Genomic DNA, 19,845 nt, shown 5'->3' on the forward strand with positions numbered 1-19,845 from the left:
ACGATGATGAACGCATTAAAAAAAGGATTAGGATTGTTTTGGATGATATTGGGACCTGTATCTATCCTGTTTTTGTTCTTGCAGGCTTATGAAAAAGTAGGCTTGGCAGCAGAAGGGGTGCAAAAGACCAATACAGCCTTACAATGGGGGATTATCTTATTCATTTTTATCCCAATCAGCGCAGGCCTTGTGATATTCGGCTATTATGCGCTGAAAGGGGAATATGATCAACTGTCTGAAGGTTCTGAAGAACCCGCCGACTAAAGTACTCTTAACAACAAACCTTTCAGGTACTCACCTTCCGGGAAAGAAACTCTTACTGGATGGTCTTCTGGTTGGTGGAATTGTTTTAGAATTTGCACTTCTCTTCCTGCGTCTAAAGCGGCCCAGGCAATGATTTGCTTGAATGTCTCCATGTCTACCGCGCCCGAGCAAGAGAAAGTAGCTAAGATGCCACCTTTTTCAAGTAACAGCATTCCCAATCTATTTAAATCTTTATAAGCTCTTGCAGCTCTGTCCAATGCAGAACGTGAAGGTGCATATTTAGGTGGATCTAATACGATAACGTCGAACTTTTTGCCTTCTTCTTTGAAAACACGCAGTTGTTTGTTGACATCCGATTGAATGCTTTCCTGACGGGAAGCTTCCAGTCCGTTAAGCTCCAGGTTATGTTTTAAAGTTTCAATGGCCAATGCCGAGCTGTCTACACTGGTTACATGCGCTGCACCTTGTTTTAAGCTGTTTAATGTGAAACCACCGCTGTAGCAGAAGCAGTCCAATACGTTTTTATCTTTGCTATAAGCGGCAAGAATGTCGCGGTTATCACGCTGATCGCAGTAAAAACCTGATTTTTGTCCGTCGGCAATATTGATGTGATAAGTAATCCCGTTTTCTTTAACTTCAATGAATTCTGGTGGCGTTTCACCCCAAAGTAAACCTTGAGTCGCTTCCAGGTTTTCATGTTTACGTGCACCAGCATCACTTTTATCGAAAATTCCTCTTGGGTTTAGTTCCTCGATTAGGATTTCAATCAGCTCCTGTTTCGCATTTTCCATTCCTGAACTCAGGATTTGAAGCGAAAGGAAATCTGCGTATTTATCTACGATTAATCCAGGAAGGAAATCGGCTTCACTGAATACTAATCTGCATGTATTTGTGTTTTCGTTTAACAAATGCTGTCTGGAAGCAATTGCATCGCGAAGTTTTAATTGGTACCATGATTTGTCAATGGTTTTGCTTTCATTCCATTCCATCAACCTCAATGCTACCCTGGATTCGGCATTGTAATACGCATAGGCAAGAAATTCTGACGCTCCAGAACAAACTTTAACGATTTCACCATTTTCTGGCTTCCCCTTAATTTTATCAATTGCTCCTGAAAAAATCCAGGGGTGGTGAAGCATTGCCGCTTTTTCTTTTCCTTTTTTAAGTATTACATCAATCATGCTGCAAAGTTAGGAAAAACAATGCTCTTTTTAGTTTGAAGGATTTGGTCGAATAAATAACCACTTTATAGCTAAAGGGAATATATTAGACCAGTAACTGATGTGGGTTACGCATAAGCTCCTTGATTAATGGCAAAAGAACAAACAAACCTAAGTGAATCTGTTATAGATGAGCTTTATTATAGTATAAAACGAACTATAGAGCAAGGAAGAAATCAGGCCTATTATAGTGCTAATTTTGCGATGGTAGAATCCTACTGGAATATTGGAAGGCTGATTGTAGAAGATGAGCTGTCCGGTAAGCATCGCGCAGAATATGGGAGGGAGCTGATTAAAAATCTTTCTTTTAGGTTGATGAAATCTTCAGGAAAGGGGTTTAATGAAAGGAATTTGTGGTATATGAAGCAGTTCTATTTGGCTTTGCCAATTCTGCACGCACTGCGTGCAGAATTGAGCTGGACACATTACCGATTGTTGTTAAAAGCAGAAAGAGAAGATGCCAGGTTGTTTTATATGCAGGAAGCCATTGATGGTAGTTGGAGCACGAGAACGCTGGAAAGGCAGATGAACAGTCTGTATTTCGAAAGGATGATTTTAACCCAGGATGGAGGGCGGAAATCGGTTAAAGCAGAAGCGGAAGGCCACAAAGAACTGATGGAAGCAAGGGATATGATCAAAGATCCTTATGTGCTTGATTTTTTGGATCTGAAACCCAATACCAATTTTTACGAACAGGGAATGAACAAGCGATTATTGATAAGCTGCAGGAGTTTCTATTAGAACTGGGCAAAGGTTTTTCATTTGTAAGCAGACAACATCGGATAAGTTTGGAGGGGGAGCACTTCTTTATCGACCTGGTTTTCTACAACTACATTCTAAAATGCTTTCTGCTCATTGATTTAAAAACAGGTAAGCTTAGCCATCAGGATGTTGGACAAATGGATATGTACGTTAGGATCTTTGAAGAGAAAGTACGTCAGGAAAGTGATAACCCAACTATTGGGCTAATCCTTTGTGCAGATAAGAATAAGGCGGTAGCGAAATACAGTCTTTTGAATGATAACAAAAACATCTTTGCATCGAAATACAAGACATATCTGCCAACGGAGCAACAATTACAGGAGGAAATAGCAAAAGAAAGAGCGGCAATAGAAATGGAAAATAGTTTATTCGGCAACGCTTAATGCCATTTTTATAGCCATACCAACCAAGACGCTTGCCATCAGCCATTTTTGAACCTTTACCCAGGTTGGGTTATTCGCAAAGAAACGCGCAACCTGTGCAGCCGTCAACACGATTAGAAAATTAATTGATGCACTGATACTGACCTGAGTAAGCCCAAGTTGTATGCTTTGCCAGAACACAGAGCCATAGGCTGGTTTGATGAAATAGGGGAACAAAGACAAGTAAAAAACGGCGACTTTGGGGTTGAGTATGGTGGTAATTACGCCAATTTTGAAAAGTCTGGCTGGTGGATCATGCGCCAATGTCGTATTCGCTTCAAACAATGGCCTTCCATTGGGTCTAACCGATTGGTAAGCCAGATATAATAAGTAAATCGCTCCTATAACTTTAATCAGGGTAAAAGCATGAGGAAGGGCAAATAAGACGGCAGTCAGGCCAAAAGCCACCATGAAAATATGGAAAAGGAAACCGCACATTAATCCGGCTAAAGAAACCAGTCCGGCATTACGGCCTTGTGTGATAGACCGGGAGATCAGGTACACCATATTCGGCCCTGGACTTAGAACCAGCACTAAAGCAGCTAAGGCAAAATAAGTAAGTTCTTGAATAGGTACCATCGTGTTCCGGCTGAGGCAAAATTAGTAAAATAATTAGGTTTTCGGACCGATTGACCATGGCCGGTTTTTTTGGATAAGTACTGGAAGTAGCCGGGTTGTAGTCGGGTAGTGGTTTGGGTTGGAAAGGGGTATGGTAAGGGGATAGAAGCAGTTGCCGGTGGGTTGCTGTGGGTTTTAGCCTTCCGTTCTCCTGCGCAACTCCTAGTCAACCCTTACCCATACCTGAACTCATCCCAACTACAACCCTCCTGTTTCCATGGGTATTTTGATTAAAATTTGCCGCTTTTGTACTTTTTAGCTGTTTCCTTTTTACCTGCGCTCAATCGCTCTGGAACAATCTCCTTTGATTATAGGTCTTTAGGTTTTGGCAATAAGTTGTAATTTTAGCGCATGGAAGAAATAACCTGGAATGATTTTGAAAAAGTCGAACTTCGTGCAGGGACGGTTCTGGGGGTATTTGACTTTCCAGAGGCCAGAAAGCCCGCTTACAAATTGAAAGTAGATTTCGGCGATCTTGGGATTAAAATGAGCAGTGCACAGGTAACGAAGCATTATTCAAAAGAAGAACTGATCGGTCAACAAATTGTAGGTGTTGTCAATTTTCCCAAAAAACAGATCGGTAAATTTATGTCTGAATTCCTGGTGACAGGTTTTGCAGATGAGCATGGAGATATTGTGTTGACAACGTTAAATGGTACCGTGCCGAATGGCAGTAAAATGATGTAAATGAGCTATTATAATTTTTCAGAAGAAGAGGGGCCTGCTGCCGAAGATGAACATTATATGCGTCTTGCTTTGCAGGAAGCACAAAAAGCGTATGATGCAGAAGAGATCCCGATTGGGGCGATTATCGTGTGTAAAGGAAGGATTGTTGGGCGGGGTTATAACCTGACCGAACAGCTGAATGATGTCACTGCACATGCAGAAATGCAGGCTTTCACTGCCGCAGCACAGACTTTAGGCGGTAAATACCTAAAAGATTGCACGTTGTATGTTACGATTGAGCCTTGTGTGATGTGTGCTGGTGCGAGTTACTGGACGCAAATTGGACGCCTCGTGTATGGTGCAACAGAACCTAAACGTGGTTTCAGTTCTAAAAATGCCAATCTCCTGCATCCGAAAACAGAATTGAAAGCTGGCGTGCTTGCCGAAGAATGCGGGTCATTGATGACGCGTTTTTTCGCCAACAAAAGAGGCTAACTTGACAAACTATTGAACAAAAACTAACGTTTGAATGTTATATTTGTACAAGAAATAATATTTAACCTTAAAATATAATAATATGGCTTTTGAATTACCTGCGTTACCTTACGCAACAGATGCACTAGAACCGCATATTGATAAACTTACAATGGAAATTCACCATGGTAAGCATCACCAAGCATACGTTACCAACTTAAACAAAGCTTTAGAAGGTAAACCAGAAGCGAATCAAAGCATCGACGAAATCGTTAAAAACATCTCTAAGTTTCCTGCAGCAGTAAGAAATAATGGTGGTGGTCACTATAATCACTCTTTATTCTGGGAAATTTTAGGCCCAAATAAAGGTGGCGAACCTAAAGGAGAATTGGCAGAAGCTATCAATGCTGCTTTCGGTTCTTTCGCAGATTTCAAAACTAAATTCGCAGAAGCTGGTGCTACTCGTTTTGGTTCTGGATGGGCTTGGTTAATCGTTACTCCTGAGAAAAAATTAGCAGTATGCTCTACGCCAAACCAAGATAATCCATTAATGGATATCGCTGAAGTAAAAGGTACGCCACTATTGGGTATGGACGTATGGGAACATGCTTACTACTTAAAATATCAAAACAGACGTCCTGATTATATTTCAGCTTTCTGGAATGTAGTAAACTGGGATGCAGTTGCTAACCGCTTCAAAAAAGCTTAATCAACGCGTTTTTCAAAAGAAAAGCCTGTAGGGATTCCTTACAGGCTTTTCTTTTTTATTTTCTTTTGATCCCTGGTGATGTCCCTCCTGAATTGCTAAATTCCAACTACATCTTTTCTTTTTTTCTGTTTCATGGTCTTAGGAATAACGGCCAGAATTTCTTCTTTTAAAGCATTCAGCATCCGTTTCTTAATGAAGTTTTTATGTGTGATCAAACTGATCTCTCTAACTGGCTCAGGCGACTTAAAATGGCGCACTTTGCTCAACTGCTTACTGTTCAGGTCTGTCAAGGCCAGCTCAGGAAGTAAAGTGGCGCCATTGTTCACATCCACCATCCGAATCAGCGTTTCTACGCTTCCGGTGTTATAGGTTAATCCAGCCAGACGGTTGTCTTTGGTAGAGCGACAAATGTTCAACACCTGTGAACGCATACAATGCCCTTCATTTAATAACCAAATGTTTTCTTCTTCCAGGTCAGTGGCATCAATTGTTTTCTTTTTATAGAGCTTACTATTCTTGCTGATATAGGTCACAAAGTTTTCATAATAGAGCGGAAGCTCATTGATGTGGTTGTCGGCAAGGGGTGTGGCCAGAATGCCGCAATCCAATACACCTGTTTTTAAGTGGTGAATGATATCTTCTGTCGTATATTCCCAGATCAGGAGTTTAAGATCCGGAAACTTTTCCATCATACCAGAGATCACTCTCGGTAATAAGTAAGGCGCTACAGTAGGAATAATCCCTACTTTTAGTTCTCCAACAACATCTTGCTGCTGACTGCTGATGATTTCTTTGATCTTTTGGCTTTCCTGTAGGACCAGTCTGGCTTGTTCAATTATCTGGGCGCCGATTTCTGTAGGAACTACCGGTTGCTTGCTGCGGTCAAAGATTTTGACATTCAGCATTTCTTCCAGCTTTTGTACCTGCATACTTAAGGTCGGCTGCGTCACAAAACATTTCTCTGCGGCGCCAACAAAGCTTCTGTAGGTGTCTACGGCAACAATATATTCCAGTTGAACTAAAGTCATATAGTTTAAATTTATCTTGTTTAACAAAGATATCAATTTAAACTATACAACTTCGGTATTGTGAAGGTATGACCTAAATATGTTTTGCTAAAAAGTCCATGTAAGCAAGCTTAATGCCTTCTTCCAATTCTATTTTATGTTTCCAGCCTAGTTCATGGAGTTTAGAAACATCCATTAATTTACGTGGTGTTCCATCCGGTTTGCTGCTGTCGAAGGTTAATTCTCCTTCAAAACCAATCACTTTTTTGATCAATAGCGCAAGGTCTTTGATGCTCAGATCTACTCCGGTTCCAATGTTGACAAAGCCGGCTTCATTATAGTTTTGCATTAAGAAGTAACAGGCTTCTGCCAGATCGTCTGCAAAAAGAAACTCGCGCATTGGTGATCCTGAACCCCAGATGTTTACTTCTGCTGTGCCATTTACCTTTGCTTCATGAAACTTACGGATCAATGCAGGGAGCACATGAGAGTTTTGTGGGTGATAATTGTCGTTATAACCGTATAAATTGGTGGGCATGACCGAGATAAAGTTGCAATTGTACTGCGCTCTATAAGCTTCACACATCTTGATTCCCGCAATTTTGGCAATCGCATAAGGCTCATTGGTTTCTTCCAAAAGACCGGTTAACAGGTATTCTTCTTTCAGTGGCTGCGGAGCCAGTTTTGGATAAATACAGCTCGATCCTAAGAACATCAGTTTCGTCACACCAGTTTTGTAAGCCTCATGAATCACATTGTTCTGAATGCAAAGATTTTCATATAAAAAGTCTGCTCTGTAAGTATTGTTGGCGATAATGCCACCCACTTTTGCTGCGGCAAGAAAAACATATTCCGGTTTTTCCGCTGCAAAGAAGTCGGCCACATCCTGCTGATTGCGTAAATCAAGCTCCGATGAGGTTCTGGTGATCAGTTGGGTATATCCTTCCTTAACCAGCTTACGATAGATTGCTGAGCCTACCATACCGCGATGGCCAGCTACATATATTTTTGCGTTCTTTTCCAATTAAAATTCGATTATGGGGGCAAAACTACGAAATAGTTCGCATCATCTTTAAGAGACTGATTTAATTGTATTTTTGCACAAAAATATTTTAGTAGTGGGTAAAGATAAATTAAGAAAATTTGCAGAGATAGATACTTTTTCCAATGTATATCAGATGGAAGAAGGAAAACCTTTACAAGGTAAATGGGTTTCAGAGCATTTCAAAAATGATCAGCCAATCGTATTGGAGCTGGCTTGTGGTAAAGGAGAATACTCGGTAAACATGGCGAAATTCTTCCCGGAGAAAAACTTCATCGGGATTGATTTAAAGGGAAATCGCATCTGGAGAGGTGCAAGAACAGGTGTAGATGAAAACATTGAAAACCTGGCTTTCCTAAGAATTCAGATTGAAGACTTGACGGAATACTTCGCAAAAGGAGAAATTGATGAGATCTGGATTACGTTCCCCGATCCGCAGCCTCAGGACAGTAGAGAAAAGAAAAGGTTAACTTATGATCGCTTTCTTGATATGTACAAGAGCTTACTTAAACCGGGTGGTAGAGTAAACCTGAAAACCGATAACGATGGTTTATATGCCTATACTGTGGAGAAAGTAGCAGAATTAGGACTGATCTGTCATAAGAAAACAGATCATTTATATACTTCTGAATATTACGATGACGTTTTAAAAATTAAAACGCATTACGAACGAATTTATTTGAAACACGATAAAAACATCAATTACATACAGTTCTCTTTTGAATAAGGCTTGCTTTTGAGTTTTTGCCATATTAAGAAGCGAACCTTAAAAAATCGTTAATGGAGCAATCATTTTATGACCAGGTTTTTGAATTGGTAAGACTGATTCCTAAAGGAAGGGTGTCTTCTTATGGCGCAATTGCGAAAAGTTTAGGCGCTGGCGGGTCCGCTCGCATGGTAGGTTATGCCATGAGCGCTGCTGGTGCCGCACATCCTGCTGTTCCCGCCCATCGGGTAGTGAATAGTTCAGGGCTGCTGACGGGTAAATTCCATTTTAAAACGCCGGAAATGATGCAGGAACTGTTGGAAGCAGAAGGAGTTGTGGTGAAAAACGATAAAGTGCAGAATTTTAAAGCTTTGCTTTGGAATCCTTTGCTGGAACTGTAGGAAAAATAAAAGAGAAACCTAGAAAATTGATAACATCAGCTTATTATGGGAAAATTAGTAGAAGAATTTAACGACTACCGTTCTAAAATGAACGATAGAATTATGGAGACCGCCAACACGAATATCAAACGGTTTTTTGCCTTAGATACCACCACTTATGCAGATGGTGCATTGAATGTGAAAACGAAGGAAATGTTGGGTTTAGTGGCTTCAATGGTGTTACGTTGTGATGATTGCATCAAATATCACCTGGAAAAATGTTTTAATGAAGGTGTCAGCAATGAAGAGATCAATGAGGTTTTCATGATTGCCAATCTGGTAGGGGGCTCTATTGTAATTCCTCATTACAGGAGAGCAGTAGAATACTGGGACGAACTTAGTCAATCGTAGCTAGCTGATAGCACGTTTTAGCATACGGAATTTTAAACTTAGTGTAATGTCAGAAATTATCAGATGCGGATGGTGTGGTACCGATCCTTTATATGTAAAATACCACGATGAAGAATGGGGCAAGCCAGTTTATGATGACCAGAGATTATTCGAATTTTTAATTCTGGAAGGTGCTCAGGCAGGGCTTAGCTGGATCACGATCTTGAAGCGCAGAGCGGGCTATAAAGCTGCTTTTGCAGATTTCGAAGTGCAGAAAGTAGCTGCTTTTACGGAGGCCGATGAGGAACGTTTAATGAACGATGCCGGCATTATCAGAAACCGGTTAAAGGTCAAAGCGGCCATCACCAATGCCCGTCTTTTTATAGAAATTCAGAAAGAATTTGGCTCGTTTTCCGATTTTATCTGGGGATTTATTCCAGGAAAAAAGCCGATTGTAAACGTAGTAAATTCATTGAGTGATGTTCCTGCGCGCACAGAAATATCGGATGCCATTAGTAAAGACATGAAAAAACGCGGCTTTAAATTCTTTGGAACAACGATCTGTTATGCGCACATGCAGGCTACCGGTATGGTCAACGACCATATAACCGGCTGTATCAGCAAGTAAGTAGTATCTTAAATAAATTCCGGATTAAACAAAGCTATTTATGCGCTTCGTTATAAGCCGTCACAAAAGCGATAATTAACTTTGAATCAAAGTTTTCTGTCGCTTTTATTCTTTCTGCCAGATCCGCGTCATCGCCTAGTTGTTCTAGCAATACTTTTTTGATCTGTTGGTTCTTTTCAACTGAACCGGCTCCTTCAACAGGCATTTCCATCAATCGGCCAGTGCCAGGTTTCTCCATAAAAAAAGTAGCAGGCATCATTTTCTTTGCCGCCGGCTCTTGTCTGCGGCCACCCAGAATGGTGATTCCTCCGCCAATGCCTACACCACTACCGAAGCTCCCGGTGCCAGCTCCAATGCCTATACTTGGGATAATCCGCGTTTTTTTTGGCTCCGGGGCATCTACAAGGGCATTTCCACCTCTGGAATACAGGTATATGGCACCATGTTCAATGATTTTGAAAAACTTGTATTGCGTTTTTTTGTTGACTACAACTGGTTTACTCACATAAGTTTCCCCATTCCACACAAATTCCTGAATGTCTGTCGCCTTAAATTGCACCACAGATTCATCTTCTTTGCTGAAGATTACGGTTGAATAGTCGGTTCCCTTGATGGTTCCCCTAAGGAAGTCTCCTGGTTTGATCACTACAATATCCTGCGCCATTGCGCCAATACCTGCAATCGTTAGTGAAACTAGCAGGCCGAGGGTCTTTATCGCTTTCATCATGATCAAATAACGGAAATTATTTGCTGTTGTTATGGATAATGACAAACAATTATTTAAGTATTAGTACCTTTATCCGATACGGTTAATCCATAAAAAAACGACATACTGATGAAAAAACTTTTTCTTCTTGACGGCATGGCGCTCATTTACAGAGCGCATTTTGCATTGAGTAAAAACCCCCGATTTACATCCACAGGGATCAATACATCGGCAGTGATGGGTTTTGCAAACACCTTAATGGAGGTACTGAAAAAGGAAAAACCAAGTCATATTGCCGTGGTTTTTGACACTGCGGCTCCTACAGAAAGACATACAGATTATGAGGCTTATAAGGCCCATAGACAGGCGATGCCGGAAGATCTTTCCGCAGCATTACCTTATGTGTTTAAGCTGATTGAAGGCTTTAAAATTCCGGTGATCACCAAAGACGGCTTTGAAGCAGATGATATTATTGGAACTTTAGCTAAGGAAGGTGAAAAGCAAGGTTTTACAGTATACTGTATGACTCCTGATAAAGATTTCGCACAATTGGTGTCTGAAAATATTTTCATTTACAAGCCTGCACGTATGGGCAATGAAATGGAAATTATGGGCGTTGATGAGGTAAAAGCGAAATGGGAAATTGAAGATGTGAAGCAGGTCATTGATATCCTTGGTTTATGGGGTGATGCAGTGGATAATATCCCTGGCATCCCTGGCATCGGAGAAAAAACAGCGAAATCATTGATCCAGAAATATGGCTCAATGGAAAATATCATCGCCAATGCCCATGAGCTAAAAGGAAAACAACGTGAAAACGTGGAGACCTATGCAGAACAAGGTTTATTGTCAAAAAAACTGGCTACCATCATTCTGGATGTTCCAGTAGAATTTAAGGCCGATGAACTGGTATTAGAATCTCCAAGTAGAGAATTATTAGAGCCGTTATTTGCAGAATTAGAATTTAGAACCATTGGTAAACGTGTTTTTGGCGAAGAATTTAATGTGAATGAGGCGAAAGCTCCTGCGGCCTCCCAACAAATAGATTTATTTGGCAGCCCGGTGGATCAACCTGCAGCAAAGACGGGCACATTTGTGTCAGCTCCAACCTTCAGCGAAGAAACACCAGCTTCAAAAACAATAGAAAATACGGCCCACAATTATCAATTGGTGGATACTCCTGAATTGCGTAAATCATTGATCGCGCAGTTAGAAACACAAGAAAGCATTTGCTTCGATACGGAAACGACAGGCACGGATGCCAACCTTGCAGATTTAGTAGGGATGTCTTTCAGTACCAAACCTGGCGAAGGCTATTATGTGCCTTTGTCTGCGGATAGGGAAGAGGTTCTGGCGATCCTTGAAGAGTTCAGAGGGGTGTTGGAAAATGAAAACATTGGAAAAATCGGACAGAACATTAAGTATGATATCCTGATCATGAAGTGGTATGGCATTTTTATCAAAGGAAAACTTTTTGATACCATGCTTGCCCATTATCTGATTGATCCGGATACCAGACACAACATGGATGTACTGGCGGAAAATTACCTGGGTTATACCCCAATTTCTATCACTAAACTGATCGGTGCAAAAGGGAAAAATCAGGGGAATATGAGAGATGTTCCTGTAGAACAGGTAGTTGATTATGCGGCCGAAGATGCAGACGTAACCCTGCAGCTGGCAGAGGTTTTCAGACCAATGTTGAAAGAACTGAATGTGGAAGAACTGGCCAGGGAAGTAGAAAATCCTTTGGTTTATGTGCTTGCGGCGATTGAAAAAGAAGGGGTAAAGATTGATGTAGATACGCTAAACAACTATTCAAAAGAACTGGAAATCGACATCAGGAAATTTGAGCAGAATGTTTTCGAAAAGTGTGGCGTTACTTTTAACCTGGCTTCGCCAAAACAACTTGGGGAAGTACTTTTCGATAAATTACAATTAGACCCTAAAGCAAAAAAAACTAAAACAGGACAATATCAGACCGGAGAGGACGTGTTATTGGCACTTGCTAATAAAAGTGACATTGTGCAGGATATCCTTGATTTCCGCCAGTTACAAAAGCTGAAATCTACCTATGTTGACGCCTTGCCATTGTTGGTAAATCCGAAGACGGGAAGAGTGCATACCAGCTATAATCAGGCGGTAGCGGCAACAGGAAGGTTAAGTTCAAACAATCCAAACCTACAAAACATTCCTATTCGTAGCGATCGTGGTAGAGAGGTGCGTAAAGCCTTTATTCCCAGAGATGAAAACCATGTCTTGCTTTCTGCGGATTATTCGCAAATAGAGCTTAGAATCATTGCTGAAATCAGTAAAGAGGAAAACATGCTGGATGCTTTTAACAATGGCATAGACATCCACACGGCTACTGCTGCGCGTGTTTATGGAATCGCTATTGAAGAAGTAACTTCAGATCAACGTCGCAATGCGAAAGCGGTAAACTTTGGAATTATCTATGGCCAGTCGGCTTTTGGTTTGTCTCAGAACCTGGGCATTCCAAGAAAAGAAGCTGCTGCCATCATTGAACAATATTTCGAGCAATATCCTGGTATTCAGCGCTACATGGCTGATACGATGAATTTCGCCAGAGAAAATGGCTTTGTAGAAACGATTTTAGGAAGAAGAAGGTACTTAAGAGACATCAACTCTGCCAATCAAACCGTACGTGGTTTTGCAGAGCGAAATGCGATTAATGCCCCAATTCAGGGATCAGCTGCGGATATGATTAAAGTAGCGATGTTGAACATTCATAAAGACATCGAAGATCAAGGCTTACAATCAAAAATGACCATGCAAGTACATGATGAGTTGGTCTTTGACGTGTTGAAAACGGAAGTGGAAGCCATGAAAAAGATCATTACACATCGCATGAAAACTGCCATTAAAACCACAGTACCGATTGAAATAGAAATCGGTGAGGGGAACAACTGGTTAGAAGCACATTAATAAATAAAAAAAGGAGATATGTCAGGAGATTCCCAGGAAATTTTGCCCTTCTTCAGGGTAAAAGATTCCAGAATCGACGACATACCTCCTTTTTTATATAAGGTTCCGAATGAAGGTCCTGTTATAAATCTATCGTTTCGCCAATCGCTGGCAACAATAAAACTTTATTTTCTCTGTTAAACTTTGCAATCGCTGCCTCTGTGTCAATCGCGATCACTGGAAAGGTATTGTAATGTACCCCAATCACTTTATCACAGTCAAAATATCTGGTAGAGATCAACGCATCATCTACATCCATGGTGTAATTTCCACCAATCGGTAAAATCGCATAATCTAAATTGTAAAGCTCAGCAAGTAATTTCATTTCTACGGTCAATGAGGTATCTCCGGCAAAATAAATCGCTTTTCCTCCAGTCTCAAGTACAAATCCAGCAGGATTCCCACCATAACTACCATCCGGCATAGAGCTGGAATGTGCCGCCCATACCATTCTTAATTTACCAAAGTCAAATTTCTGAGCCCCGTAATTCATGTCATGGGTATTGGTTACGCCTTGAGCCTTTGCCCAGGCGATGACTTCCGGCATTGCAATCACTTTCGCATTGGTTTGTTTTGCGAGACTGACTAAATCTGCCACGTGGTCCCCATGTCCATGACTCACCAGAATGTAATCTGCTTCAATTTTGCTGGTGTCAATGTGTTTTGCCAGCCCATTTGGACTAATGAATGGATCAAAAAGAAATTTTTTGCCAGCTGCTTCTATTAAAAAGCAGGATTGACCGTAATAAGTATACTTCATGTGGCTAAGAAATTAAAGTTAAAAACGACTATTGACCAAACATACCGCCAAGACCACCCATCATCGATTGTGTAGCCGCTTGCATTTCATGCGAGCTTACTTGCTCAGCTTGCGCTAAAGCCTTGTTGATGGCAGTCAATAACAGTTCTTCTAATTCTTCTTTATCTGCTTGTTTGTAAAATTCTTCTTCGATTTCTACAGCGGTAATCGCTTTATTTGCGGTTGCAGTAATGCGAATGGCACCACCTTCTACCTCACCAAAAACAGAAACCGTGTCTAATCTCTTTTTTATTTCTTCGGCTTGCTTTTGAGCAGCCATTAATTTTTCGAACATAAGCTTGTTTATTTTATTATAACAACGAAATTAAGGGAAATTGGTTTAAAGAAATCATTTTGTGTAAAGATTTCCTGAGTCGGTTTAAAAAAAAACAGCCATATCTGAAGAGATACAGCTGTTTCGTAGGTAGATAGAAGCAGGTTACATGCCTAAGCCAAGGGTCATTCCGCTGACCGTTTTTGGGAAATCAGCAATTGGTGTGGCGACCCCGCTGGTTAGGTTAATCGTATATATTTTGTTGACTGTGCCAACCGTTAGCATGGCATATGCGGTTCCGGAGGCGCTACCAATGTCAAAACCATTGCTGCTTTCTACATTGATACCCAAGCTACCAACTTCCACTAAAACCCCATCATTTGGTGGACTTTGTTTATAAAGTTTATCGGTTACATAGTCAATATCGAAGAGCACTGTTTCTGTGGCTCCAGCAAAATTATTGGTATATGCTGCGGCACTAACAGACGGTGTTCCTGGTTTCAACACCCCATCTACAGCAGCTACAGCGCCTGTTTCAGGGTGTAAACGTAAATTCTGACCGTTGTTGCCAACCACACGGATGCGGTCCACTGTGGGATTAAAGTCAAAGCCATAGCTGGTGCCGGTTAACAAGGTAGTCAGGACTCCTGAACCCACTTGACTGAAGGCACCCGTTGCGGCATTTACGGTATACAACCTACTGGAGCTTCCTAAGGCGTAAATCTGACCGTTAACAGGTCTGAAATCGATGCCAAGAACCGTTTCTAATGGCGCCAAACCTGTGATCGGTTTAGAGACCATTGCCGCCGGATTCATCGGGTTAAAGATGAGAAAGTTGTTGGCATTGTCTACCGCGTACGCTACAGGATCTGTTGGAATGGCTAAACCTTCAATTGGACTGGTTGCCGGAAATTTTCCTGCAAGGGTCGCTTTTCCTGTTTCAAGATTGATCGTATATAGGCTGGATGCGCCAGAAATGGTTCCTGAAGCAAGTGCTTTAGTGTTGTCTGGAGAAATGTCAAAGGCGGCGTTGGTACCGATTTCTACTCCTAAAGCACCAACTTCCAGAAGTTTTCCATCGTTCGGTGGATCTTGTTTATAGAGCTTTTTGCTGGTCAGATCGATGTCATAAAGAATGGTCGTTGCCGCTCCGGCTTTACTGTTGGTATAAGCTGCACCAGAGATATTCGGATTCGTCACACCGTTGATATTCCCGTCTACAGCAGCCACTGCGCCTGTTTCGGGATGTAATCTTAAGTTTTGCCCCGTATTGGTGATCAGACGAATCCGGTCTACAGTTGGGTTAAAATCCAAACTCACCGCCGTACCGTTAATTGCAGGGTTAAGGCCTGTTCCGATCGCTCTGGCCACTCCGTTTAACCGGATTACAAATAGTTTATTGGTATTGCTGACGCCGTAAAGCTCCCCGGTAGCAGGGCGGAAGTCAATACTCAGGATTTTTTCTGCAGTCGCAAGCCCGGTAATCGCTACAGTGGATAATGCAGTCCCAATGTCTTTTGCATTGAATTTATGTAGGTTGTTATTGGATAAGGCATAAAAAACCTGATCGGGTCCTGAGACTGGTAGCGTTGGCGGTTCAATGATTGGATTTTTGTCTTTCTTGCATGCCGTTATCGTTGCGGTAAAGAGCATGAGTAAGAGTAGGGATCTCCTTAGGAGCGTCCCTTGTAAGGTATAGTTTTTCATAGGTAGGCGTTTTAATAGTAGGTTGCAAGTACCTACGGAAAAAAACTTAGCCTGGTTTTGTTGGTTTTAACTCTATTATGGGGTGTAAAACTTGTCTTTCTGTTGGAGTTAAGACCTATCCCCTGTATAGAATTGCTGTAAATAGTACTTTCGTCAGTTTATTATTAAATGGATTTTTACTCGATAACAGAATTTATGGAAAATCCATTATCCCATTGTGTATGGGCTAGCAGATTAAGTTTGTCGCTTATTTCATTAAGTCAGTGTTGAAATCTACAAACAACCGGAAAAGATTTTCAAATGAGGTCAGTGGCAAGGTTTTGGGCTGATCGTTTAGGTCATGGTAAGCAGCAGTTCCTCCCTGAGTATAGATGAAAAATGCCGGAACACCTTTTTCCGTGAAAAAGAAATGATCACTGTTTGCGGCTTTCCCTCTGGAATTAATTTTAGGTAAGTATTGTTTCTCTTGGTTAATCTGCTGGAAGATGGCGAATTCTTTGGGATGAAGGGTGGCGTTGACTACAGTAATGCCATTTTCTCCAGTGCCCACCATGTCTACATTGATTAAAAACCTGATTTTGTTCAATTCAATTAAAGGATGTTCCGTAAAATATTTTGAGCCTAGTAAGCCGATTTCTTCCCCAGCAAAGCAAATGAATGCCATGGTATAAGGCTGTGGATGCATGGCGTAATATTTTGCAAGGTTTAGTAATAAAGCAATGCCGCTGGCATTATCATTTGCGCCAGGAAAGTAACTGTCCTTACCCAGACTTCCTAAATGGTCATAATGTGCGGTAATTAATAAGATAGAATCTGGATTCCTGGTGCCTTTTACCATCGCACAGATATTGGCTGCTGGAAATGCAGGAATGAACTTATTCTCTAAATTGATCTCGATGTTTTCAGGAGTGTCAGATATGGCTTTATGGTCTACTTCAATTACTGTGTAATCTGCTACAGTAGGGGCTGCAGACCAGGTGAGTTTATCTTTTAACAGTAAAAGTAGGCGGTGTTCCGGATTAATAAAGGTGACACTGTCTTTTTGCGTCAATCCTCCTTCCATCTGCTGTCCCATGCTTTCCGGACTCAATAAAAAGTCTTTCCCCGGAACTAGTGGCTTTCCATTCAGAACTAATTTCATTTCTCCGGGAAAGGTATTCGCAGGATAGGTAAATGCTTGTTTGAAGTCTTTTCCATCCATAGGAATCAATCCATAACTCGCAAATGTTGCACTGATATAGTTCGCTGCTTTCCCCATGCCATCCCTGGTATAACCACGGCCCCACATCTCCGGAGATGTTAGTGTATCAATTACTTTTCTTGCCAGTTTCAAATCCTGTCCAAAAGTTGATTTTGTAACTAAAAACAGCAGTATAAAAAGATACTTTTTCATGGATTTGTAGCGTTTGAAAACGAATATAAGGGATTTAAAGCTATAGGGGATCAAAACAGATGGCTAAAAGTATTGTTATTGCTTGAATTGGAATCTTTATCTATTTAGGAACTTTTCGGTTCTGAATTTGAATTTAATGCCTGAATCCTGACAAAAGCTAAGCCCTCAAAATATGAACATTAGATCAAATGAACCCTTCTGGTTAGTGAAAAATGGACTGTTATATACTTATCCTTCCCTGAGGGAGAACACCATTTGTGAAGTCTTGATTGTAGGAGCTGGGATTACTGGCGCGCTGATGGCGCATTCCATGATCAAGCAGGGATACGATACGGTATTGATAGACAAAAGAGAAATCGCTCATGGCAGTAGCTCAGCCACTACTTCCATGCTGCAGTACGAGATTGATGTCTCTTTAGTTGAACTCACAGAAATGATCGGGGCACAAGGTGCAATCGCCAGTTATAGAGCCTGCAAGGATGCCATCTACAAGTTGAAAGAATTGGTAGACGAAATCGAATCTTCTTGTGGATTTGAGCGGAAAGACTCGCTTTATTTTGCGGGCAGACGTAAAGACATATCCTGGTTGAAAGCGGAGTTTGATGCCCGTAAAACAGCAGGTTTTGGTGTCGAATGGTTAGAGAAGAAGGAAATTAAAGAGCGCTATGGTATTGCAGCAGAGGGAGGGATTTTATCAGAAGATGGCGGAAGCGTGGATGCATTTTGCCTGACACACGACCTGTTGCACTACAATGCGAAAAAAGGCCTGAGGGTATTTGATAAGACTGCGTTAAAAAGAATAAAATATAGGAAGGATAGTGTGCAGGTAGAATTGGAGTCGGGAATCCAGATTACTGCGGGCAAGGTGATTTATTGTACCGGCTATGAAACACAAGCGATGCTGCCGGAAAAGATTGTCTCCCTGAAAAGCACTTATGCCATGGTGAGTGAGAAAGACCATACTTTATCACCAGAACTGGAAACCACCCTATTTTGGAATACGGACACCCCATATCTGTATATGCGAACGACCACAGATGGAAGGTTATTGGTTGGCGGTGAAGATGAGAATTTTAAAAATCCTGGATTAAGAGATGCACTCCTCGGACGAAAAAGAGCTAAACTTCTAAAGACTTTGAAGCAGTATCTGCCAGATCATCAGTTTATTGACGACTTCTGCTGGTGTGGTACTTTTGGGGAAACTAAAGACGGATTACCTTATATCGGAGCACACCCGAAGTTTCCTAATAGCTATTTTGTGTTGGGCTTCGGGGGGAATGGCATTACTTTTTCTATAGCAGGAATGGATATCATTCCAGAGATGATGAGAGGGACACCTGGCTTATTGTCACACTATTTTAGATTCGGAAGATAATCTGTTGTTTTTAAGTCATTTATGTGTTTTCTGATTTTGAAGAATTAATGAAAACTTAATGCTTAAAGGGATCGTAGTTTTAGCTATTAGCTTATTTTTGAACGATAAGTTAAAAGGGGCTCGCTCAGGTTTTTAAGAAAACGGTCATATTATGGCGTTTTTATTGGGTAAAAAAAAGAAAGGGGGAGTAAAAACAGAAAGCTTGAAAAAGGGGCTTGATTTTTGATTAATTATAGCGGCAAAAGGAGAGCAGGGAACTCCGTTTTTAAATTAATCTTTTTTCACGTAAAAATGTAAAAAAATTAAAAACGTATTGCACAACTCAATATTTATTTAAACCTTTGCGCCTCAACTATTTTAAAGAAGTATCAGACACAAGAAATGATTAAGCAAATTATACATAAACTTTCTATTGTAGAAGCAAAGAACATTGCTTCCAAAAGTCTGTTTATTGTCCGTTTGCGACCCATATTTTCTGTTACCACTAATCGGCAAAATTTCACGCCCCGGATTTGAATCATTTCTGAGTAACCCTCAGTACATTTCCATAGAGGATTGCCTCTTAAAAAACAATTAATCAGAACATTTATTTTTTTCGTTAACCTATTAATGAATACAAACGATTTTATAGTGCAAGTTGCACTTCCTGAACATCGTGTCTTTGCCGAAGAAATTTGCGAAGAAATGGCCGAATCGGCCAAAGCACGTGGTACAGGTATCGCTAAACGCTCTCCGGAGTACGTTGCAGGTAAAATTTCGGATGGAAAATCTGTCATCGCCTTCCATAAAGATGGAAGTTGGGCAGGTTTCTGTTATATCGAAACCTGGAGTCATGGACAATTTGTGGCCAATTCTGGCCTCATCGTAAGTCCTAAATTCCGAAAGGCCGGGCTTGCCCATGCCATCAAAGAAAAAATCTTCGAACTTTCCAGACAGAAATACCCGAAAGCTAAAATTTTCGGTCTAACCACTGGTTTGGCAGTGATGAAGATCAATTCTGACCTTGGCTATGAGCCGGTTACCTACTCAGAACTTACCCAGGATGAAGATTTCTGGAAAGGGTGTCAAAGTTGCGTGAACTTTGAAATCCTGACGATGAAGGAACGTAAGAATTGCATGTGTACCGCAATGCTTTACGATCCGGCAACTCAAAAGCACGATGTGGCAAAGAAATTTGCAGAAGAATTAGCGCGAAAGCCAAAATTGTATGAACGCTTTATGCGCATTAAACAACGATTGGTGTTAAAGCCTAAGCCTTCGGGAAAAGGGGGAATTAAAGCCCTGTTATTATTGTTTACCTTTTTATTTAAATAGCTGT

Annotated in this window: 22 protein-coding genes; 13 read left to right on the plus strand and 9 right to left on the minus strand. The window is 41.1% G+C overall.

Features of this window, described 5'->3' with window-relative positions; genetic code table 11:
- Window positions 1–3: 3 nt before the first annotated feature.
- Window positions 4–264, plus strand: a complete 261-nt coding sequence (locus tag GM920_RS15150; protein WP_235964541.1) for a DUF6814 family protein — start codon at window positions 4–6, stop codon at window positions 262–264.
- Here the strand turns inward: GM920_RS15150 and GM920_RS15155 are convergent.
- Entirely contained in the window at window positions 261–1,445 is a 1,185-nt protein-coding gene (locus GM920_RS15155) for a class I SAM-dependent rRNA methyltransferase (protein ID WP_182958979.1), read from the minus strand. The genes GM920_RS15150 and GM920_RS15155 overlap by 4 nt on opposite strands.
- A 129-nt stretch (window positions 1,446–1,574) precedes the next feature.
- On the opposite strand from GM920_RS15155, the gene GM920_RS23745 reads away from it, so the two are divergent.
- On the plus strand, window positions 1,575–2,225 hold the full coding sequence (locus GM920_RS23745; RefSeq protein ID WP_235964542.1) for a DUF1016 N-terminal domain-containing protein: 651 nt from the start codon (window positions 1,575–1,577) through the stop codon (window positions 2,223–2,225).
- A 2-nt stretch (window positions 2,226–2,227) separates the two neighbouring features.
- Window positions 2,228–2,629, plus strand: coding sequence for a PDDEXK nuclease domain-containing protein (locus GM920_RS23750; protein WP_235964545.1), 402 nt, complete (start codon window positions 2,228–2,230; stop codon window positions 2,627–2,629).
- Here GM920_RS23750 and GM920_RS15165 read toward each other — a convergent pair.
- A complete protein-coding gene (locus tag GM920_RS15165; protein ID WP_182958981.1) occupies window positions 2,612–3,247 on the minus strand; it encodes a LysE family translocator in 636 nt (211 codons plus the stop codon). The two genes, GM920_RS23750 and GM920_RS15165, sit on opposite strands and share 18 nt — an antisense overlap.
- A 390-nt stretch (window positions 3,248–3,637) precedes the next feature.
- On the opposite strand from GM920_RS15165, the gene GM920_RS15170 reads away from it, so the two are divergent.
- The 3 genes from GM920_RS15170 to GM920_RS15180 all read left to right on the plus strand — a co-directional run bounded on the left by GM920_RS15170 (window position 3,638) and on the right by GM920_RS15180 (window position 5,135).
- The gene (locus GM920_RS15170) at window positions 3,638–3,973 is read left to right on the plus strand and encodes a tRNA-binding protein (protein ID WP_182958983.1); all 336 of its coding nucleotides are present in this window, start codon (window positions 3,638–3,640) and stop codon (window positions 3,971–3,973) included.
- Window positions 3,974–4,447, plus strand: a complete 474-nt coding sequence (locus tag GM920_RS15175; protein ID WP_182958986.1) for a nucleoside deaminase — start codon at window positions 3,974–3,976, stop codon at window positions 4,445–4,447.
- Between the two features lie 82 nt (window positions 4,448–4,529).
- Window positions 4,530–5,135, plus strand: coding sequence for a superoxide dismutase (locus tag GM920_RS15180; RefSeq protein ID WP_182958988.1), 606 nt, complete (start codon window positions 4,530–4,532; stop codon window positions 5,133–5,135).
- 95 nt (window positions 5,136–5,230) lie between these two features.
- On the opposite strand, the gene GM920_RS15185 is transcribed toward GM920_RS15180, so the two are convergent.
- Window positions 5,231–6,163 (minus strand): hydrogen peroxide-inducible genes activator, encoded by a 933-nt coding sequence (locus tag GM920_RS15185; RefSeq protein WP_182958991.1) that lies wholly within the window; start codon window positions 6,161–6,163, stop codon window positions 5,231–5,233.
- A 73-nt stretch (window positions 6,164–6,236) separates the two neighbouring features.
- Entirely contained in the window at window positions 6,237–7,166 is a 930-nt protein-coding gene (gene fcl / locus GM920_RS15190) for a GDP-L-fucose synthase (protein WP_182958994.1), read from the minus strand.
- Window positions 7,167–7,260: 94 nt separating this feature from the next.
- Between fcl and trmB the strand changes: the two genes are divergently transcribed.
- The 4 genes from trmB to GM920_RS15210 are packed head-to-tail and all read left to right on the plus strand — an operon-like array spanning window position 7,261 to window position 9,288.
- The gene (gene trmB / locus GM920_RS15195) at window positions 7,261–7,911 is read left to right on the plus strand and encodes a tRNA (guanosine(46)-N7)-methyltransferase TrmB (RefSeq protein ID WP_182959236.1); all 651 of its coding nucleotides are present in this window, start codon (window positions 7,261–7,263) and stop codon (window positions 7,909–7,911) included.
- 53 nt (window positions 7,912–7,964) lie between these two features.
- Window positions 7,965–8,291: an MGMT family protein gene (locus GM920_RS15200; RefSeq protein ID WP_182958997.1), complete on the plus strand. Its 327-nt coding sequence runs from the start codon at window positions 7,965–7,967 to the stop codon at window positions 8,289–8,291.
- Between the two features lie 45 nt (window positions 8,292–8,336).
- Window positions 8,337–8,681, plus strand: a complete 345-nt coding sequence (locus tag GM920_RS15205) for a carboxymuconolactone decarboxylase family protein (RefSeq protein ID WP_182958998.1) — start codon at window positions 8,337–8,339, stop codon at window positions 8,679–8,681.
- A 46-nt stretch (window positions 8,682–8,727) separates the two neighbouring features.
- Complete coding sequence (locus GM920_RS15210) at window positions 8,728–9,288, plus strand: DNA-3-methyladenine glycosylase I (protein ID WP_182959001.1); 561 nt, start codon at window positions 8,728–8,730, stop codon at window positions 9,286–9,288.
- 34 nt (window positions 9,289–9,322) lie between these two features.
- Here the strand turns inward: GM920_RS15210 and GM920_RS15215 are convergent, their stop codons facing one another.
- On the minus strand, window positions 9,323–10,015 hold the full coding sequence (locus GM920_RS15215) for a hypothetical protein (RefSeq protein ID WP_235964543.1): 693 nt from the start codon (window positions 10,013–10,015) through the stop codon (window positions 9,323–9,325).
- A 108-nt stretch (window positions 10,016–10,123) separates the two neighbouring features.
- On the opposite strand from GM920_RS15215, the gene polA reads away from it, so the two are divergent.
- A complete protein-coding gene (gene polA, locus GM920_RS15220) occupies window positions 10,124–12,940 on the plus strand; it encodes a DNA polymerase I (RefSeq protein WP_182959004.1) in 2,817 nt (938 codons plus the stop codon).
- A gap of 121 nt (window positions 12,941–13,061) precedes the next feature.
- On the opposite strand, the gene GM920_RS15225 is transcribed toward polA, so the two are convergent.
- The 4 genes from GM920_RS15225 to GM920_RS15240 form a co-directional block, all read right to left on the minus strand.
- Entirely contained in the window at window positions 13,062–13,739 is a 678-nt protein-coding gene (locus tag GM920_RS15225) for a metal-dependent hydrolase (RefSeq protein WP_182959006.1), read from the minus strand.
- A 28-nt stretch (window positions 13,740–13,767) separates the two neighbouring features.
- Window positions 13,768–14,073, minus strand: a complete 306-nt coding sequence (locus tag GM920_RS15230; RefSeq protein ID WP_182959008.1) for a YbaB/EbfC family nucleoid-associated protein — start codon at window positions 14,071–14,073, stop codon at window positions 13,768–13,770.
- Window positions 14,074–14,217: 144 nt separating this feature from the next.
- Window positions 14,218–15,759, minus strand: coding sequence for a DUF4394 domain-containing protein (locus GM920_RS15235; protein ID WP_235964544.1), 1,542 nt, complete (start codon window positions 15,757–15,759; stop codon window positions 14,218–14,220).
- Window positions 15,760–16,006: 247 nt separating this feature from the next.
- Window positions 16,007–17,152, minus strand: a complete 1,146-nt coding sequence (locus tag GM920_RS15240) for a M28 family metallopeptidase (RefSeq protein ID WP_182959011.1) — start codon at window positions 17,150–17,152, stop codon at window positions 16,007–16,009.
- A gap of 172 nt (window positions 17,153–17,324) precedes the next feature.
- Between GM920_RS15240 and GM920_RS15245 the strand changes: the two genes are divergently transcribed.
- Window positions 17,325–18,527, plus strand: a complete 1,203-nt coding sequence (locus GM920_RS15245; protein WP_182959014.1) for an NAD(P)/FAD-dependent oxidoreductase — start codon at window positions 17,325–17,327, stop codon at window positions 18,525–18,527.
- Between the two features lie 609 nt (window positions 18,528–19,136).
- Window positions 19,137–19,841, plus strand: coding sequence for a GNAT family N-acetyltransferase (locus GM920_RS15250; protein WP_182959017.1), 705 nt, complete (start codon window positions 19,137–19,139; stop codon window positions 19,839–19,841).
- The last annotated feature ends 4 nt before the right edge of the window (window positions 19,842–19,845 follow it).

This window comes from Pedobacter gandavensis (genome assembly GCF_014172405.1).
Taxonomy (GTDB): Bacteria; Bacteroidota; Bacteroidia; order Sphingobacteriales; family Sphingobacteriaceae; genus Pedobacter; species Pedobacter gandavensis.

Excerpts from the sequence above, each read along its gene's own strand:
- GM920_RS15150 (WP_235964541.1), top strand. The coding sequence starts at position 4 with ATGATGAACGCATTAAAAAAAGGATTAGGATTGTTTTGGATGATATTG.
- GM920_RS15200 (WP_182958997.1), top strand. The coding sequence starts at position 7,965 with ATGGAGCAATCATTTTATGACCAGGTTTTTGAATTGGTAAGACTGATT.
- GM920_RS15155 (WP_182958979.1), bottom strand. The coding sequence starts at position 1,445 with ATGATTGATGTAATACTTAAAAAAGGAAAAGAAAAAGCGGCAATGCTT.
- GM920_RS15185 (WP_182958991.1), bottom strand. The coding sequence starts at position 6,163 with ATGACTTTAGTTCAACTGGAATATATTGTTGCCGTAGACACCTACAGA.
- GM920_RS15210 (WP_182959001.1), top strand. The coding sequence starts at position 8,728 with ATGTCAGAAATTATCAGATGCGGATGGTGTGGTACCGATCCTTTATAT.
- GM920_RS15170 (WP_182958983.1), top strand. The coding sequence starts at position 3,638 with ATGGAAGAAATAACCTGGAATGATTTTGAAAAAGTCGAACTTCGTGCA.
- polA (WP_182959004.1), top strand. The coding sequence starts at position 10,124 with ATGAAAAAACTTTTTCTTCTTGACGGCATGGCGCTCATTTACAGAGCG.
- GM920_RS15245 (WP_182959014.1), top strand. The coding sequence starts at position 17,325 with ATGAACATTAGATCAAATGAACCCTTCTGGTTAGTGAAAAATGGACTG.
- GM920_RS15230 (WP_182959008.1), bottom strand. The coding sequence starts at position 14,073 with ATGTTCGAAAAATTAATGGCTGCTCAAAAGCAAGCCGAAGAAATAAAA.
- GM920_RS15240 (WP_182959011.1), bottom strand. The coding sequence starts at position 17,152 with ATGAAAAAGTATCTTTTTATACTGCTGTTTTTAGTTACAAAATCAACT.
- GM920_RS15165 (WP_182958981.1), bottom strand. The coding sequence starts at position 3,247 with ATGGTACCTATTCAAGAACTTACTTATTTTGCCTTAGCTGCTTTAGTG.
- GM920_RS15225 (WP_182959006.1), bottom strand. The coding sequence starts at position 13,739 with ATGAAGTATACTTATTACGGTCAATCCTGCTTTTTAATAGAAGCAGCT.
- GM920_RS15205 (WP_182958998.1), top strand. The coding sequence starts at position 8,337 with ATGGGAAAATTAGTAGAAGAATTTAACGACTACCGTTCTAAAATGAAC.
- GM920_RS15250 (WP_182959017.1), top strand. The coding sequence starts at position 19,137 with ATGAATACAAACGATTTTATAGTGCAAGTTGCACTTCCTGAACATCGT.
- GM920_RS15180 (WP_182958988.1), top strand. The coding sequence starts at position 4,530 with ATGGCTTTTGAATTACCTGCGTTACCTTACGCAACAGATGCACTAGAA.
- GM920_RS23745 (WP_235964542.1), top strand. The coding sequence starts at position 1,575 with ATGGCAAAAGAACAAACAAACCTAAGTGAATCTGTTATAGATGAGCTT.
- GM920_RS15215 (WP_235964543.1), bottom strand. The coding sequence starts at position 10,015 with ATGATGAAAGCGATAAAGACCCTCGGCCTGCTAGTTTCACTAACGATT.
- GM920_RS15175 (WP_182958986.1), top strand. The coding sequence starts at position 3,974 with ATGAGCTATTATAATTTTTCAGAAGAAGAGGGGCCTGCTGCCGAAGAT.
- GM920_RS15235 (WP_235964544.1), bottom strand. The coding sequence starts at position 15,759 with ATGAAAAACTATACCTTACAAGGGACGCTCCTAAGGAGATCCCTACTC.